Genomic DNA, 15,393 nt, shown 5'->3' with positions numbered 1-15,393 from the left:
TGCCCCCTATTCAGAAGGGTTCTCTTGGGCGATGCTGCGTAGCATTTCCCGTAGTTCAAAGGCCACCCGGCGCGGGTCCACCTGCTCAGCGTCCGTCAGATTTTGGAAAGCATCGAGCATCGCCAAGCCCACCTTCACTACACGCTTCTGGTCGACAGACAAAGCATCAAGCGACATCATTTCATCCTTGGCGTACTCAACTTTGCTGCGTATATTATCCACCACCTCCTGGAATCTCCTCACCTCCCCCACTAGACTGGCAGCCCTTTTTCGCCTTTCATCCCGACCAGAACCCTGAAGAACTTCTACAGCCCTCTCGAGTACTTTGACAGATTGCACCAAACGACCCTGCTGGGCAAGGACGGAACCGAGCCCAACCAAAGAATCGAGATCACCGCCATCAACAGCGACACGGAATATATCTTCCGCTTCCGCTAATCGTCCTCGCAGAGCAACCACATGGCCGAGGTTCCGCACAATCTCAAGGTGATCGGCACCACCGAGATGGCGGTAACACTCTTCAGCTTCTTCATGGCGCTGTTGGCCCACTAGCAAAGCACCGAGATTGATCAAGGAACCGACATCGTTGTTCTCCGCAGCTCGGCGGTACACCTCTTCAGCTTCGGTTATTCTCCCCTGGTTTTCCAGCAAGAGACCAAGGTTGAAAAGAGAGTTCAGATGACCCAAGCTAATAGCATCACGGTAAGCCCGTTCGGCTTCCCCAAACTGCCCACGTGCGACTAGGAGATTTCCTAGGTTGTACGCACCCGTGTCAACGCCAGACTCTGCTGCACGGCGGTACATTTCTTCGGCTTCATCCTCTTTACCTTGATCACCCAGAAGAAGGCCGAGGTTACTCAAGGCATAGGTGTTTCCCTCTTTGATGGAACGTCGGTAAATCTCTTCCGCATCTGCTGTTTTTCCCTGGTCACTCAATAAGATTCCGAGGTTGTTCAGAGCAGCAGTGAACCCACACTTCACAGCCTTACGAAGCCATCCTTCGGCCTCATTGTCTCGGCCTTGCTGGTGGGCCCAGTATCCCGCCAGGTTCATGGCCCTGGGGTTACCGGAGCGGGCCAGGCTCTCACAGACGGTCCACGCCAGATCCTCCCGGCCCGCTTCATAGGCGTTGATCGCGATGCCCAAGCGCTCGTCCGGGCCAGTAGCTCTTCCCACCGCCAGTTCCCATACCGGTGCCGGGATCGGAGCTGTGGCTGCTTCGATCAGGTAGTCGAAGGCCCGCCAGCACTCGGCGTCGCCGTCGACAGGAAGCAGTAGGCCACTGGCACCCAGCCCAGGTTGCTGTGCCCACTCCAAAGCCTCACTGAAGGGCTCGGGTCGCAGGTACGCGGTTCCGGCCATGTAGGGGGTGTGGGCCTGTTCTAGGAGGTCGCGACTGGGGGCGGTGAGCAAGCCAGTACGGGCCAGGTCAATGGCCGCGGCCACGACCGAGTGTCCACGAGGGTGTCCGCCTCGGGCAGTGGAGCGTTTGGCGCGGGTCCAGGTACGCAACAGTTCGGGACCAGCAGCCAAGTACTCGGCGATACCGTGCTCTCCGTGGCGGGCCACCGCCTCGTCCAGACGATCATCACCCACCCGCGCAGCGCGATCGAGTTCGCTTTGGGACCATATGCGGTCGAGTTCGACCAATGCGAACCGACGCAGCAGTGCGAGGATACTCTCGCCCTCACCGTGCGCATGCTGCCACCCGTGAGCATCATGGCCATGATCGAGGTCGATTCCGCGGTAGAGGTCGGCGTACTCCGCGCGCAGCGTAGCCACGACGACCGTCCTATGGTGGCGCAGCACCTGGAGGAGGTGCTCAGTCATCCCCTGCTGGCCCAGCCCCAGGAAGCGGTGGAGGTCGTCCAGCCAGACAACCGCCCCCCTGCTGCCCTGTGTGGTCAGGTGCTCGGCCAGAGTGCGCAGGTCTTGGCCCGGGGCGGGAAAGAATAGTGGTCGGCCCGGCAGGACCTGCTGCAGGGCGTGCAGAGCAGCGCGGGTCTTTCCGGCGGTGGAGTCACCTTCCACCAGCACCGCCCCGCCCCAGGTGCCTGCCTGGGTGAGCAGTTGGTGCAGGCGGGTGTCGATGTCGCGCTCCACGTACGGCGGCAGCGACGAGCCATCACGGCCTTCACGCGCAGGGTGGACTCCTAACTCCCGCAGATCGACTTCATCCACCCGAACCGGCACCCAGGCCCCATCTCGTCCAGTCTCGGCCCGCACGGCATGGTTGATGTTCACCGCCTGGATGGTGTGGGCCTGGACCGCTGTGCCCGACACATCACCCCGGACGGCATTGCTCAGATCAGACTTCACGACCGTCGAGTCATTCTCCGCTCCGAGGTCCTCAGGGACAGGGGTGTGAGGGGTCATGAACTCAGTGTGCCCGTCGAGTGAGCACTCCGCCTCCGAACGTTCTACCGATTACAATCACCAATCGGCGAAGGGGCCACCTACACAGGCGTTTACTCGGTGGTTGCAAAGCTCCACGAGCGTTGGCTTCTCCAGCCATCGCCCTTGTGCATGGACCCGACCCAGGACAGCCTCTGATAGAAGTAAAAACTCTGTGGTTGTCCAGGTTGGCACCGACAAGTGAGAACCTCGCGAGGTGCCATCGGACGCCGCTAACCGGCCCTCCGTGCTCCGTTTGTGCTCTTCAGTTCCGTACTGACACGACAGCAGGCGGCATCACACGGTCTCAGACGGCATGGCGGATCGGTTGGGGTGACACGAAACGGCACGTAGTGATATGCCACGGTACGTAACCAGCGAACTTCTCATCCGATGGTCGCAGGTTCGAATCCTGCCGGGTGCGCCACAAAACCCCAGGTCAGACGGGGTGCGCGAGTCGAACAGACGAGGCGCGGGGTCTGAATCCGGGCCTGACATCCTCCATGTGTGCTCCGCAGTGCAGGGTCCAGTACAGGTGGAGGCCCACCTCGCGGAGCACTTTGCCGTCCCGTGACTCTGGCGGCGGCGCCCGGGGTGCCGTGTGTCCGCCCACCAGCGCCCCACAGCCGCCCTCACACCACACGGCCCACACCGTCTACGCCGTCTGGCCCCACAGGCCGCATGCGGCCGTTTCCGCCGAAACCTCTTAACCTGTGAGGCTTGACGCACCACAATCAGATGGCATGGACATCGCAAGGGGTGACGTCACCAACTCTGTGAACGGAGACGTCTCCGGCGTTCCCCTCATTCAAGGCAGGGACGTATACATCACCCCCCGCAAGCTCATGAAGTGGCTTGGCCTATCAGGGTCGGCACCATCCCCGAGGAGGCTGACCACTTCCAGCGCCGTGCTATCGCCGATCAGCTCGACGCCGCTTTGGATAGGTTCGGTGCCGTCGTCCTGCGCCAAGTCCTCTCCGGTGCTGGCGGGGTGGGCAAGACCCAGCTCGCCGCCCGCCATGCTCGCAGCCAGCGGGAGATTGCCACCCCAGACCGGATGGTAGACATGCTGGTCTGGAGTGATGCTTCCAGCCGTGAGCAGATCACCTATGCCTATGCCCAAGCCGCGCGCAGTTTGTTCACCAACGCACCAGAGGGCAATGCCGCTTAGCGTAGGTCGGTCCTCACGCGGCGAGCCCGGGCTCGGGGAGGTTGACCAGCCGAACCGTCGCGGCACCAGCATGGTGTGTGCCGGTATCGGTCGCGCGTTTGATCCGGTAGCTGTTGTGGCGGGCGCGTTTGACCACACGCGGGTAACGACGATGACGGCGACGCGGGTTGAGGTTCTTCCTCCGGGTGAGATCGCGATGCAGGCCCCGCAGCCCACCGAGCGGACTCTCAGGGGGAAAAAGCCGCCGGGTCAGCGACGCGGCGGCGGGCGATACGCACCGTGCGGGTGAACTTGACCCGATCGGGATCGATATCGGCCTCGGTGGCCGCCCCACAGATCAACGCGCTCAACGCGTGGTGGGTGAGCAGACAGCCGTAGATCTCTTGGCGCACCATGTCCGGGCTGTGCGAGCGCAACACCCGCCCCGGGCCGCGCAGGGTGGTCTTGAGTTCGGCGTTGGCACCCTCGCTCTCCCACCGTTGATGGTAGGTCTGGGCCAGCCGGGCAGCGGGGGCGGCGTGTGGGTCGGTGAGCGTGGTGATCACACAGATCAGCTCACCCTGACCACCACCGGTGTCTTGGGCGGGAACCTCGTGCTGGCGTTGATTGATTTTCAGCCCGGGCAGTATTCCACCGTCACCACGGCCACCCGGGAGGAGATCGATCTCAACGTGGTGGCGCTGTGTCGGCTGGCCACCAGTTACGACGTGCCGGTGGTGTTGTCCACCGTCGGGGTGGACATGGGGGTGAACGAGGGCACCGCGAAGGTGATCCGCGACGAACTACCGGAGGTTGAGGAGATCGACCGTACCGGTGTCAATGCCTGGGAGGATGCGGATTTCCGCGCCGCGATCGAGAACAGCGGTCGCCGGAAGGTGGTGATTGCCGGGTTGTGGACCGAGGTTTGCCTGACCTTTCCGACCTTGGACCTGCTCGCCGAGGGATACGACGTATATCCTGTTGCCGATGCGGTCGGCGGCATCTCGCCGGTGGCGCATGAGCGGGCGTTCGATCGGATGATCGCCGCCGGTGCGCAGCCGGTGACCGCGGTTTCGTTCGGTTCGGAGCTGATGCGTAACTGGGCCCGCGAGGACTCCGACAAGTTCCGCAAGGTCTTGCAGTGGTACTTCCCCCAACGTCAGCGCCTGGCCAAGGAGGGGTGATTATTGTGGCCGTCGATGTGTCCGTCACCGACGACTCCGATCAGCACCGCTATAAGGCCCATGTGGACGGCGCGTTGGCCGGGTTCGCTGACTACCAGCTCGCGACCGATCTCGTGGTGCTCACCCACACCGAGGTGGACACCTCGGTTGAGGGGCAAGGGGTCGGTAGTGCGCTGGCCCGGGCGGCGCTCGACGACGTCCGCGAACGCGGCATCAAGGCGCTGGTCATTTGCCCCTTCATCACCGGTTGGGTATGCAACCATCACGAGTACGGCGACCTGCTGTACGGCGCCCCGCCGAGCAAGGTCACCGACTAACCGTGCCGCCCTCTGCACCAACCTTCACCCCCGGCCGAGCAATCGGAGGTCGGCTCTCTTGCGGCACGGTCCGCCACAGCGAGCCGCCACGTCCGCGGTAACGGCGTGGCAGGCAGCTGGCCGACCGGGTCATCCTCACCCGCAGCGCGTTGACCCGGATGGTCGACCGGCCCGAGGCCTCGTCGCGCGCGAGCCATCGGGCACCGATCGTCGTGCGGTCTGATCTGTCTGAAGCAGGGCCGCCGTACCCCGGTCGGCTGCCCGCGCCAACAACGAAGTCGTCCGAGGCGTGTTCGGAGGCCTGGTGGAGCCGACAGAGGTCGAGGTCTTGGTTCGGATCCTGCACCGGTTACGCGGCTGAGCCGGCCAGATCAGCCTCAGTGCCTGCACGGTGGTGTCGGTGAAGTGCTCGACGCGACGTTCCCGCAGAGCCAGTGCACAGCTCCCGGCGTGGGACGCGAGCAACACGGCCTCGCTCGTGCGGTGGCAACGTCTCTAGACCAGACCAGAACGCCGCCGTGCAGTTGCGCGCCCGGCTCATCCATCGTGCACCTCCCAGCTACCTGGCTACCGGGTTAGCCGAGGTACCCCTCGACCTGATCACCGGAACGGGCTTGCGCCCCGTCAGGGTTCTGGCCGGCTTCTTGTAGGGCACGTCGTTGGCGCAGCAGGTCCCAGCATTGGTCGAGTTCTACCTCGACTGCCTGCAACCGCTGGAGCTCGCTGTCGGCGGCGATCTCGTCGCGCTCGCGGCGGCCGCGCAGCTGGTGCTCCTCCTCGACCAAGGCCTTGATGCGATCCTGGATTTCCGCCTCCGACGACGACATCTGCGTTCTCCTTCGCTACCGGCCCGAGCAGCTGGCCCCTCGACGATAACCGGCATCGCGGTCCGGGGCCAGGGCTCTCTGGTCTGCTGACCGGTACCGGGCGAAGGCGGTGCTGTGCCGTCTTTGGTGGTGGAATGGGTGAGCCGCCGCCGGGCCGGGGCAGCGGGCCCATTGCCGCAGCCTGGCAGGACTGTAAGGCTGGGGTTCCGACTTCGGTTGATGGTTGAGGAGCTGCGATGATGACCAAGGCCATGGCAGGTGATGTCACGACCCGGGGCAGACTGCGCCGGCGGTGGCGTGAACGGATCCGAGGGTGACCATGTCCGCGGTGGAGGAGGCTTCGACGTCGCCGCGATTCGATGGGTTGCGGGCGTTGTTCATCAACGCGACCTTGAAGCGTTCGCCGGAGCCGAGCAACACCGACGGACTGGTCCGGCTGAGCAGCCGCATCATGGGCGAGCACGGAGTCCAGGTCGACGAGATCCGGGCGATCGACCATGACATCGCTACCGGGGTGTGGCCGGATATGACCGAACACGGGTGGCAGAGCGACGCCTGGCCGGCGATCTTTGAGCGGGTGCTGGCTGCCGACATCCTGGTGCTCGCGGGGCCCATTTGGCTCGGTGACAACAGCTCGGTGATGAAGCGGGTGATCGAGCGGCTCTACGGCTGCTCCAGCCTGCTCAACGAGAATGGGCAGTACGCCTACTACGGCCGCGTCGGCGGCTGTTTGATCACCGGCAACGAGGACGGGGTCAAACATTGTGCGATGAACGTGCTCTACAGCCTGCAGCATCTGGGCTTCACCATCGCGCCGCAGGCCGACGCCGGTTGGATCGGTTCGGCCGGGCCCGGGCCCTCCTATCTCGACCCCGGCTCCGGCGGACCGGAGAACGACTTCACCAACCGCAACACCACCTTCATGACCTACAACCTGCTGCATCTGGCGGCGATGCTGCGCGCCGCTGGCGGCGTCCCGGCGTACGGAAACCGGCGCAGCGAGTGGGACGCCGGTTGCGCGCCGGACCAGGACAACCCCGAGCACCGATAGCCACAACGGCAAGGAGTGAGCATGACCACACACCAGTTGGCGGCTCGCCAGGCGTGGCCGCGGTTGCGGATCGCCGACTGGGCCGCGACCCGCGACACCGTGCACATGTGGACCCAGGTGGTGGGCAAGGTCCGGCTGTCGCAGGCGCCCCTGGTCAACCATTGGTGGCAGGTGACCCTCTACGTCAGTCCTCGCGGGCTGACTACCGGCACCATCCCCTATGGCAACCGGGTCTTCGACCTCGAGTTCGACTTCTGCGACCACCAGCTCCGCATCCGCTCCAGCGACGGTGGCACCCGGACCGTTGCGCTGGAGGCGAAACCGGTGGCCGAGTTCCACCACCAGACGCTGTGGGCGCTGGACCAGCTCGGCATCGGGGTCCAGATCCAGTCTCACCCCAACGAGGTCGAGCCCGCGATCCCGTTCGCCGAGGACACCGTGCACACCAGCTATGACCCCGACTCCGCGCACCTGTTTTGGGGACAACTGCTACAGGCCAGCCGGGTGATCGAGGACTTCCGTTCCCACTTCGTGGGCAAGGTCAGCCCGGTGCACTTCTTTTGGGGGTCGTTCGACCTGGCCTGCACCCGGTTCTCCGGACGCCCGGCACCAACCCATCCGGGTGGGGCCCCCAATTGCGGTGACTGGGTGTCTCGTTCCGGGTGTGATGGAGGCTCTCAAACTTGGGAAGGATGAGAGTCATGCCGGCACCGAGGAAGTACCCGCCTGAGCTGCGCGAACGAGCGATCCGGATGGCTGTGGACGCCCGCCGCAACCCGACCACCCGCGATGGGGCCATCGCCCGAGTGGCCGACCAGTTGGGCGTCAACCGTGAAACGCTGCGCAACTGGGTCACCCAGGCCGAGATCGACGACGGGACCCGGCCCGGCACCACCACCGACCAGGCCCACAAGATCGCTGAGCTCGAGCGCGAGGTGCGGGAGCTGCGGCGGGCGAACGCGATCTTGAAGTCAGCGTCGGCTTTCTTCGCGGCGGAGCTCGACCGCCCACACACCAGGTAGTGGCCTACATCGACCTGTACCGGCAGGAGTTCGGGGTCGAGCCGATCTGCGAGGTGTTGCAGGTCGCCCCGTCCACCTACTACGCGGCCAAGAGCCGGACCCCGTCGCTGCGTTCGCGCACCGATGAGGCCACCACCGCCAAGATCCGGCAGGTGCACGCCGACAACTACGGCGTCTACGGGGTGCGCAAGGTCCACGCCGAACTCAACCGGCAGGGCCACCGGGTGGCCCGCTGCACCGTTCACCGGCTGATGCGCCAAGCCGGTTTGCGGGGCATCACCCGCGGCAAGAGCCCGCGCACCACCACCCCGGCCCCGGGCCCGGACATGCGCCCGGACCTGGTCGAGAGGGCGTTCACCGCGGATGCTCCGAATCGGTTGTGGGTCGCCGACATCACCTACATCCGCACCTTCGCCGGGTGGGTCTACGCCGCGTTCGTGATCGATGTGTTCTCTCGCCGGGTGGTGGGCTGGCAGGTGTCGCGGTCGTTGCGCACCGATCTGGCCTTGGACGCGTTGGAGATGGCGGTGTGGAACCGGGCACACGTGGGACGGCGCATCGATGGGCTGGTCCACCACTCCGACCGCGGGGTGCAGTATCTGGCGGTGCGCTACACCCAGCGCCTGGCCGAGGCGGGCGCGGTGGCCTCGGTCGGCACCACCGGCGACTCCTATGACAACGCTCTGGCCGAGGCGTTCCACTCGTTGTTCAAGGCCGAGCTGGTCCGTAACCGCGGCCCGTGGAGGAACCTTGACCACCTGGAGATCGCGGTAGCCGAGTACGTGGACTGGTTCAACCACCGCCGTCTGCACGGCGAGATCGGTCTGGTCCCGCCAGCGGAGTTCGAGGACGGCTTCTACCGGCAGCAGGCCGGGGCAACAGAAGGCGAAGCGTTGGTTCCGAGCCTCCAATAAACCCGGCACGAGACAACCTGCCCGCCCGCGACGATCTGCCGCAGGCCGGGCTGGGCTTCGCGTCGCTGTTCTACACCGCGGTCGCAGACCGGCCGGCCGGGAAGGTGCTGGTGCTGTCGGCCGGCGGCTACCCCGATGCCTCCCATGGCGGCGGCACCAAACTGTCTAGGCTCGACCACCACGGTGTCGCCGGGGTGCTCGCCGACGGGCGGCTACGAGACTTCGACCAGTTGCGGGAGTATCGGTTCGCCACCTGGTGCCGCGGTGAGGCGACCCGCTGGGGCGGGGACACGGTGTGAGCAGCTTCGCTTTGTGTCGTCGTTTTCGCTGCGATCGGTGTCGGGTTAGGTGGTGCCGATGACGAGGGTGCTGCGGGCGGCTTCGACGACGTCGTTGGTGATGACGTCGAGCTCGTTGATCTTCAGGACGCGTTGGATCTGAGGGAGGAGGCGCTCGAGGAGCCGGAAGTTGCCGCGGGTGATGCGTTCGACGGCGGCGACGGCTTGCGCGTCGGTGAAGTCGTCGGGGTCGAGTGTCTTGCCGAGCTTGCGCCATTGACGTTCGAGGACGAAGAGCAGCTCGTCGTGGCCGAGCGGACGGTACTGGTGGGCGAACCCGAGGCGGCTGTAGAGCTGGGGGTAGTGGCTGAACTGCTTCTCGATGCCGGGCATGCCGATGAGGATCATCGCGATGCCGGTGCGGTCGTACTGGTCACGGAGCCACTCGATCGCGTTGCCGGTGAGGCGTTCGGACTCGTCGATGATGATCAGCTCGAGCAGGGACGGGTTGGGGCCGTGTGCGTGGTCGAAGTGGCGGCCGTGGAGGAGGAGGTGTTCCTCAATGCAGTGTTCGATGCGGAGCATGTCGTGCCGGAGGTCGTCCTGCAGGGCGCGCATCGTGGCGGAGACCTCGGGCGTGTAGAAGACGGTGCGGGAGCGGTGTGCGGCTGCGTAGATCTTGGTGTCGTCTTCGCTGCGTGCGGCCCATCTGGCGATGAACGGGCCGATGCTGTCCCAGTGCGCGTAGCGGCGTGCGGAGAGGGTTTTGCCGACGCCGGCAGGACCGAAGCAGACGCCGATGGTGTTCTGTTTCCGGACGGCGTCGGCGAACTCCGCGAACCGGCGGTGTTCCTTCGTGATGATGAACTGGCTCGTCATGACCGGTCCTCCTCGTAGGTCTTCAGTCGCGGTTGATCCGGTGCGGGTGCTGGTGGGGTGTGATCGGGCGCGGGGCGGACGATCGCGATGCGTTCGCGGATCTGGCCGCGGAGAGCCCGGCGCTGAGCGTTCCGGGCGGCTTGAATCTGCTTGAGGCTGATCGTCTCGGTCTGGTGCTCGGTGCTGATGGCGGTGCAGAGGAACGCGTCGCGGTGGAAGACGCGGATCTCGGTGACGTCGCGGGGGTCGTACCGGACGCTGACGGTGCTGCCCACGAAGGGTGCGAGGGTGGTTGCGGTGTAGCGGAGCCCTTCGAAGTGGATGCCGTCTCGTTGCACGACGCGCGTGGTTGGGACGGTGAGCAGAAACCCGTCGAGCTGCTCGAGGGAGTCCGGCAGTCGTGGCAGCCACCCGTCTGCGATCCACGCTTCAAGTGGGCTCTTCCGGAGCTCGCGGTGGATGCGGGCGTTGTAGCGGCGGATGAACGTGTTGATGGCACTGTCGACACCGGCGAGATCCAGCGCCGGCGTCGGCGCCGAGGATCCGGGTGCGAAGTGGCCGGGGAGCGTTGGGAGGAGCTCGGTGTTGATGGTGCCGAAGAACCGCTCGATCTTCCCGCGGCCCTGGGGGCGAGCGACCTGCGAGTGGATGATGCGGAGGTGCAGCACGGCTGCTGTGTCGCCGATTCGGTGGCTGGTGAAGTCGGACCCGTGGTCCGTGTAGAGCACGTCCGGGATCCCGCAGACGGGCCAGTCCGGCTCAGGCTTGTGCCAGATCGCTTGCCGCAGGGCGAGCGCGGTGTTCGCCGCTGACGGGGCGCCGAGGAACACCATGTACCCGCAGACCGCGCGGGAGTAGTCGTCGAGGATCACCGTCAACCACGGCCGTTCGGGCTTGCCGTCGGGTCCGACGATGAGCAGGTCCAGCATCGTGTGGTCCGCCTGCCAGATCGCGTTGGGACGATCCGCGCGACGTCGGAGCAGCAGCTCGTGCTTGTCCCGGTACGACGTAGGCCCCTCGAGCGCGAGCGTCACCATCCCGGGATCAAGCCCGTTCACGATCGACCGCACAACGGAGTACGACGGCGATCGCAGTCCCCGCTCGGCGCAGTGGACGTCGACCTGACGATGAATGGTGGCGAAGGACGGCCGCGGTTTGGTGAGGGCGAGCCCTTCAACCAGGTGGACCAGTTCCGGCGCCGTCCGCCGGACACCGCGGTCGGTGCGGGGGCCGTCGGCGAGGGCAGTGTATCCGCCGGTCCGGTAGCGGGCGAGCCAGCGTTGCAGGGTGCGCTCGGCGACGCCCGTGGTGCGGGCCAGGGTGGCGAGCGGGATGGCGTCCTCGACGTGCAGTCGAAGGATGCCCCACCGCTCGCTCGCGTCCATGGCCAGCTACATCGTTGGGGAAGGCTTGGTTCGTCGCGCCGCGACGGGCTCGGCGTGCTTCGCGAGTGCACGGTAGATGGTGGTGCGGCTGACGCCGAGCACGTCGCCGATCTGCGCGACGGTCATGTCCTGCTGCTCGTAGAGCCGTCGTGCGGTGCGCACCTGGTCCGCGGAGAGGCGAGATGGTCGTCCGCCGGTGCGGCCTCGGGCTCGGGCGGCGGCGAGGCCGGCGTTGGTGCGTTCCTTGATGAGGTCCCGTTCGAACTCCGCCAGCGCGGCGAAGACGTGGAAGACGAGCCGGCCGCCGGGAGAGGTGGTGTCGATGGTCTCCTGCAAGGACCGGAACCCGATCCCACGCTCCGCGAGAGCGTGCAGCTGATCAATGAGGTGCCGGATCGACCGGCCGAGCCGGTCGAGGCGCCAGACGACGAGAGTGTCGCCGGGGCGGAGCTGGTCGAGGAGCTTGTCGAGCTCGGGCCGGTGCTGGAGTGACCCGGACATGGTGTCGACGAACACGCGGTAGCAGCCAGCGGCGCCCAGCGCGTCGATCTGCAGCGACGCGTCCTGGTCGGTGGTGGACACGCGCGCGTACCCGAGGAGGTGACCCATGAGGAGAACGTAGCGAAACTCGACCAGCTGGAGTAGTGGCGGCACGTAGAATCCGGGACTGGGTTCCGGCACAAGACACGCCGCCTCGCACTCTGGCGGAGCGCCGGTTCGGACAGTTGTAGCGGAATCGTTCGTTTTCGGTGGGTGCACATCCTCGTTGCTAGCGTGCCCACCATGGTCCTCACCGCAGCCCAGCGAGCAGCTCTGACCCAGATACTCGATACAGCGTCCGATCTTAACCGCTGGCGTCTCAGGGCTCATCGCGTCGAGGAGCCCCAGCGCGGAAGTGAGCTCGGAGTCGACGACCAGATCTTTGAACGTATGGCGATCAGCCAGCTTGCACGGTTGTCTCTCATAGCCGCGGGTGAACACCTTCGCCTCGCGCTCGATGCGATCAACGCGCAGCAGCTGTATCCCTCGTCACATTTCACTGTGCTGCGAGGAGCCCTGGTCGGCGCATCCCAAGCGGTGTGAATCTTGGAATCCGAGGATCGCAATGTGCGGCGCGAGCGAGGTCTGACCGTCCTCACAGAGATGTACGCACAGATGGACAAGTACTACGGCTTTCTCGAGAGCACGCCACTCGACGCCGCGGACCGTGCAAGCCTCGTCGATCAGCGACGGTGGCTGACCGAACGCCGTGGTGATGTGACCTCAATCCGGACTACAACGGCGACGCTCAACCTCACTGAGATCATCGGCGCCGCAGCTGACCACGCGTTCCTGGACCGGACGTCGCGCGACGCCGCCCGGCGGTTGTGGCGTGAGATGAGCGCTGACGCTCACGTTCTTGGTTGGTCGCTCTTCCAGCGGACAACCTTCGGACCGGCTGAGCGACGCACGGGTGTGGGCGAGGGAAAAGCTCCAGGAAGTCTGGAGCACGTCGCGGAACCGTTCCTAGCGTCGTACCGACTATTGAAGTGTGGGTGGTCGTTGTTCGACCGCCGCTGCGAGGAACCCTAGCCAGGACGAACCGCTGCTCGATGCGGGCAACACGGTCGTCGCCGCGGAGCTGGACATGCGCGTTATCGCGGTGGCCGATCACGTGATCGATCTTGAACCCGGCGCGGGCGACGCCAGCGGGACCGTGGTTGCAGCTGGTACGCCCGCCCACGTCGCGGATAAGGGCGTCGGTGCTTCCGCGGGCTACCTCACCGTCGCACTGCAGGCAGCCACCACCGCGACCCCATCGTGACGAGCGTGCCGCTGTGCGATGTGAGAATCGGACCGCGGCACGCTCGACGAGGTCGTGGTCTCAGGCGGGGAGCTTAGAGGCCAGGACGTCCAATTTCTCGATCGTAGGCTCGCTGAACAGTTTGCCCGTCTGCTCGCCGAGAGCGGTCGCAACTGCGCCGGACAGGTGCGCGTCGCGGCCGGCGTCATCGGGGAACACGTCGAAGATCCCGAATGAGGACGGGCCGAGACGGATCGCGAACCACGCGATGGTGGCCGGTTCCTCCTCGACGAGCCCTCGCCCGATGCCGAGAAATTCCTGGACCTCGTCTTCCTTGCCGGGCAGGGCCTCCAGCCTGACAAGCAGTCCCTTCGTCACGCTCATGACGTCACCTCTCCCTGGGTCGAATTGCTCGCAAATTTCGCCACGATCGAATCGCAGAACGCAGGCAGGTCGTCGGGTGAGCGGCTGGTGATCAGGTTCCCGTCGACCACGACATCCTGGTCAACGACCTCCGCACCGGCGTTGCGCAGATCCGTGCGGATGCTCGGGAAGGACGTCAAGGTGCGACCTCCGACCACGCCAGCCTCGATCAACGTCCAAGGCCCGTGACAGATCGCCGCCACGGGCTTGCCACTCTCGACGAAGTCGCGGACGAAGGAAACGGCGTCCTTGTCGACCCGGAGCTGGTCGGGGTTCACCGTGCCGCCGGGAAGCAGCAGGGCGTCGTAGTCGCCCACCGAGGCGTCGGCGACCAACCCGTCGACGGTGAACGTGCCCGCTTCATCCAGGTCGTTCTTACGGGCCTTGATCTCGCCGTCGTGGATCGAGAGGACCTCGGTCTGAGCGCCGGCCCGTTCCAGTGCTTCGCGGGGTTGCTCGAGCTCAACGCGTTCGACTCCGTCGGCGGCGAGGATCGCGACCCTCTTGCCCTGAAGATCTGCTGCCATCTCAGTTTTCCTTCTTTCCGTTTGACATGCCGGGCTTGATGAGGACCTTGGTCCAACCCTTGGACCTGGCGTCGAAGTTCTTGTAGGCATCGGCGGCTTGGTCCAGCGAGATTTCGTGGGAGACGATCCAGGAAGGGGTCGCCTTGCCGGCCGCGATCAAGTCTCGCAGCTGGCGGTTGTACCGCTTGACCGGGGCTTGACCGCTTCCCATGGTCTGCCCCTTGAACCAATGTGTGCCGAAGTCGATGGCTGCCTTGCCCTGCTTGGCCAATTCGCCCTTGGCCCCCGGGTCCTGGGGGACGAACACGCCAACGGTGCCGATTCCTCCGGTGAAGCGGACCGAGTTGATGAGCATGTTCAGCGTGGCGGCGGTGTCCTCGTTGCCCTGGGGATCGTGGGCCTGGTAGCCCACGCATTCGCAACCACGGTCAGCTCCGAGCCCCATCGTCTCGTCCAGCACAGCCTGCACGGGGTCGACCTTGGAGTCGTCGATGGCAATCGCACCGATCTGCTCGGCCAGCGCGAGCCGGTCAGGGTGGCGATCGACCACCATCACCTTTGCTGCGCCCTTGATCATCGCGGACAGGGCGGCCATCAATCCGACCGGACCCGCCCCAGCGATCACAACGCTGTCGCCGGGTATCACGCCGGCCATCTCGGTGGCGTGGTAGCCGGTGGGGAAGATGTCAGAGAGCATGACGTAATCGTTCTCCCTCTCCTCCGCATCCTCGCCCAGGCGCAGCGCGTTGTGGTCACCGAAAGGCACGCGGAGCAGCTCCGCTTGGCCACCGCCATAGGGACCCATGTCGGCGAACCCATAGGCCGCTCCGGCGAATGATGGTTCGGGCTGGGTGGTGAGACAGTAGTTGGTCAGGCCGCGTTCGCAGTTCTTACAGAATCCGCACGAGATGTTGAACGGGAGCACAACCCGGTCTCCGACCCTGACCTTCTCCACGCCACTACCGACTTCGATGACCTCCCCCATGTTCTCGTGACCGAACGTCCGGCCTACTTCGAAGGAGGTCCGCCCCTCGTACATGTGGAGGTCCGAGCCGCAGATGTTCGTCGTCGTTACCCTGACCAGGACATCGGTGGGTCGCTCGATCTTCGCGTCCGGGACGTCCTTCGTGCTGACCTGACGGGGTCCCTCGTACACCACTGCTTTCATGTCTACTCCGATCCGATTGTGTTGCTCGATGTCTTTCTGGCAAGGCCTCTCCGACGCCGGCCCCATCGCTAGACAGCGAACGCCCCCAGGA

19 protein-coding genes and 1 other annotated feature are annotated in these 15,393 nt (G+C 65.3%); of the genes, 10 read left to right on the top strand and 9 right to left on the bottom strand.

Annotation, left to right across the window (positions count from 1 at the left end; all coding sequences use genetic code 11):
- Positions 1-6: 6 nt before the first annotated feature.
- Entirely contained in the window at positions 7-2,376 is a 2,370-nt protein-coding gene (locus ACSTA4_RS14065) for a tetratricopeptide repeat protein (protein WP_444963935.1), read from the bottom strand.
- An 868-nt stretch (positions 2,377-3,244) separates the two neighbouring features.
- On the opposite strand from ACSTA4_RS14065, the gene ACSTA4_RS14060 reads away from it, so the two are divergent.
- Positions 3,245-3,565 (top strand): hypothetical protein, encoded by a 321-nt coding sequence (locus ACSTA4_RS14060; RefSeq protein WP_444963934.1) that lies wholly within the window; start codon positions 3,245-3,247, stop codon positions 3,563-3,565.
- Positions 3,566-3,792: 227 nt separating this feature from the next.
- Here ACSTA4_RS14060 and ACSTA4_RS14055 read toward each other — a convergent pair whose 3' ends face one another.
- Positions 3,793-4,176 (bottom strand): hypothetical protein, encoded by a 384-nt coding sequence (locus ACSTA4_RS14055; RefSeq protein WP_444964172.1) that lies wholly within the window; start codon positions 4,174-4,176, stop codon positions 3,793-3,795.
- Between ACSTA4_RS14055 and ACSTA4_RS14050 the strand changes: the two genes are divergently transcribed.
- Positions 4,144-4,728, top strand: a complete 585-nt coding sequence (locus tag ACSTA4_RS14050; protein WP_444963933.1) for an isochorismatase family protein — start codon at positions 4,144-4,146, stop codon at positions 4,726-4,728. The two genes, ACSTA4_RS14055 and ACSTA4_RS14050, sit on opposite strands and share 33 nt — an antisense overlap.
- A 5-nt stretch (positions 4,729-4,733) precedes the next feature.
- Entirely contained in the window at positions 4,734-5,045 is a 312-nt protein-coding gene (locus ACSTA4_RS14045; protein WP_444963932.1) for a GNAT family N-acetyltransferase, read from the top strand.
- 575 nt (positions 5,046-5,620) lie between these two features.
- Here the strand turns inward: ACSTA4_RS14045 and ACSTA4_RS14040 are convergent.
- Entirely contained in the window at positions 5,621-5,872 is a 252-nt protein-coding gene (locus ACSTA4_RS14040; protein WP_444963931.1) for a DUF2630 family protein, read from the bottom strand.
- A gap of 319 nt (positions 5,873-6,191) precedes the next feature.
- On the opposite strand from ACSTA4_RS14040, the gene ACSTA4_RS14035 reads away from it, so the two are divergent.
- From ACSTA4_RS14035 to ACSTA4_RS14020, 4 genes are all read left to right on the top strand, one after another.
- The gene (locus tag ACSTA4_RS14035; protein WP_444964171.1) at positions 6,192-6,923 is read left to right on the top strand and encodes a flavodoxin family protein; all 732 of its coding nucleotides are present in this window, start codon (positions 6,192-6,194) and stop codon (positions 6,921-6,923) included.
- Positions 6,924-6,944: 21 nt separating this feature from the next.
- On the top strand, positions 6,945-7,619 hold the full coding sequence (locus ACSTA4_RS14030; protein ID WP_444963930.1) for a DUF5996 family protein: 675 nt from the start codon (positions 6,945-6,947) through the stop codon (positions 7,617-7,619).
- Positions 7,620-7,624: 5 nt separating this feature from the next.
- Positions 7,625-8,859, top strand: a protein-coding gene (locus ACSTA4_RS14025; RefSeq protein ID WP_444962296.1) for an IS3 family transposase whose coding sequence is annotated in 2 segments (ribosomal slippage) — positions 7,625-7,904 and positions 7,904-8,859 — 1,236 coding nt in all. Because the reading frame shifts where the segments join, the coding sequence is not laid out codon by codon here.
- Positions 7,903-8,016, top strand: a sequence feature (AL1L pseudoknot). It overlaps the preceding gene by 114 nt.
- Positions 8,856-9,158 (top strand): hypothetical protein, encoded by a 303-nt coding sequence (locus tag ACSTA4_RS14020; RefSeq protein ID WP_444964170.1) that lies wholly within the window; start codon positions 8,856-8,858, stop codon positions 9,156-9,158. The genes ACSTA4_RS14025 and ACSTA4_RS14020 overlap by 4 nt, the downstream gene beginning before the upstream one ends.
- Positions 9,159-9,203: 45 nt before the next feature.
- Here the strand turns inward: ACSTA4_RS14020 and ACSTA4_RS14015 are convergent, their stop codons facing one another.
- From ACSTA4_RS14015 to ACSTA4_RS14005, 3 genes are read right to left on the bottom strand one after another with little or no spacing between them, the layout of a single operon-like run.
- A complete protein-coding gene (locus ACSTA4_RS14015; RefSeq protein WP_444963929.1) occupies positions 9,204-10,016 on the bottom strand; it encodes an AAA family ATPase in 813 nt (270 codons plus the stop codon).
- Positions 10,013-11,401, bottom strand: a complete 1,389-nt coding sequence (locus tag ACSTA4_RS14010) for a Mu transposase C-terminal domain-containing protein (RefSeq protein WP_444963928.1) — start codon at positions 11,399-11,401, stop codon at positions 10,013-10,015. The genes ACSTA4_RS14015 and ACSTA4_RS14010 overlap by 4 nt, the downstream gene beginning before the upstream one ends.
- 6 nt (positions 11,402-11,407) lie before the next feature.
- Positions 11,408-12,010, bottom strand: coding sequence for a recombinase family protein (locus ACSTA4_RS14005; RefSeq protein WP_444963927.1), 603 nt, complete (start codon positions 12,008-12,010; stop codon positions 11,408-11,410).
- Between the two features lie 174 nt (positions 12,011-12,184).
- Here ACSTA4_RS14005 and ACSTA4_RS14000 point away from each other — a divergent pair, with 174 nt between their 5' ends.
- The 3 genes from ACSTA4_RS14000 (at position 12,185) to ACSTA4_RS13990 (ending at position 13,205) form a co-directional block, all read left to right on the top strand.
- Positions 12,185-12,484 (top strand): hypothetical protein, encoded by a 300-nt coding sequence (locus ACSTA4_RS14000; RefSeq protein WP_444963926.1) that lies wholly within the window; start codon positions 12,185-12,187, stop codon positions 12,482-12,484.
- A gap of 72 nt (positions 12,485-12,556) precedes the next feature.
- Positions 12,557-12,973, top strand: a complete 417-nt coding sequence (locus ACSTA4_RS13995) for a hypothetical protein (protein WP_444963925.1) — start codon at positions 12,557-12,559, stop codon at positions 12,971-12,973.
- Positions 12,974-13,028: 55 nt separating this feature from the next.
- Positions 13,029-13,205, top strand: coding sequence for a hypothetical protein (locus tag ACSTA4_RS13990; RefSeq protein ID WP_444963924.1), 177 nt, complete (start codon positions 13,029-13,031; stop codon positions 13,203-13,205).
- 60 nt (positions 13,206-13,265) lie between these two features.
- Here ACSTA4_RS13990 and ACSTA4_RS13985 read toward each other — a convergent pair whose 3' ends face one another.
- The 3 genes from ACSTA4_RS13985 to ACSTA4_RS13975 are packed head-to-tail and all read right to left on the bottom strand — an operon-like array spanning position 13,266 to position 15,302.
- Complete coding sequence (locus ACSTA4_RS13985) at positions 13,266-13,568, bottom strand: putative quinol monooxygenase (protein WP_444963923.1); 303 nt, start codon at positions 13,566-13,568, stop codon at positions 13,266-13,268.
- Positions 13,565-14,134 carry a type 1 glutamine amidotransferase domain-containing protein gene (locus ACSTA4_RS13980; protein WP_444963922.1) on the bottom strand — a complete coding sequence of 190 codons (570 nt, stop codon included), beginning with the start codon at positions 14,132-14,134 and terminating at the stop codon, positions 13,565-13,567. Before ACSTA4_RS13980 ends, ACSTA4_RS13985 begins: the two co-directional genes overlap by 4 nt.
- Before the next feature lies 1 nt (position 14,135).
- Positions 14,136-15,302 carry a glutathione-independent formaldehyde dehydrogenase gene (locus tag ACSTA4_RS13975; RefSeq protein ID WP_124090075.1) on the bottom strand — a complete coding sequence of 389 codons (1,167 nt, stop codon included), beginning with the start codon at positions 15,300-15,302 and terminating at the stop codon, positions 14,136-14,138.
- Positions 15,303-15,393 lie beyond the last annotated feature (91 nt).

This window comes from Nocardiopsis sp. M1B1 (assembly GCF_052466615.1).
This window is presented reverse-complemented; position numbering and strand designations above follow the sequence as displayed.